The organism is Aliivibrio sp. S2TY2, assembly GCF_028765525.1.
GTDB classification, from domain to species: domain Bacteria; phylum Pseudomonadota; class Gammaproteobacteria; order Enterobacterales; family Vibrionaceae; genus Aliivibrio; species Aliivibrio finisterrensis_A.
In genome coordinates this window covers 1-277 of record NZ_JARACS010000053.1, presented here as the reverse complement: position 1 = coordinate 277, position 277 = coordinate 1, and the positions used below count along the sequence as shown (strand labels likewise).

General features: G+C 44.0%; 1 protein-coding gene. It reads left to right on the top strand.

All coding sequences use genetic code 11. The features are described 5' to 3' along the window. Positions 1-277: Hsp70 family protein (locus PVK63_RS19965; protein WP_274440988.1), on the top strand; the 277-nt coding region annotated here is incomplete at both ends.

Genomic DNA, 277 nt, shown 5'->3' with positions numbered 1-277 from the left:
TGTTACTCCTCTGTCTTTCGGTATCGAAACGATGGGTGGCGTAATGACTAAGCTAATCGAGAAGAACACAACAATCCCAACTAAAGCGGATCAAACGTTCTCTACTGCTGAAGACAACCAAAGTGCGGTAACTATCCACGTACTTCAAGGTGAGCGTAAGCAAGCAAGTTACAACAAATCTCTAGGTCAATTTAACCTAGAAGGTATCCAAGCTGCACCACGTGGCATGCCACAAATCGAAGTAACATTCGACCTAGATGCTGATGGTATCCTAAAC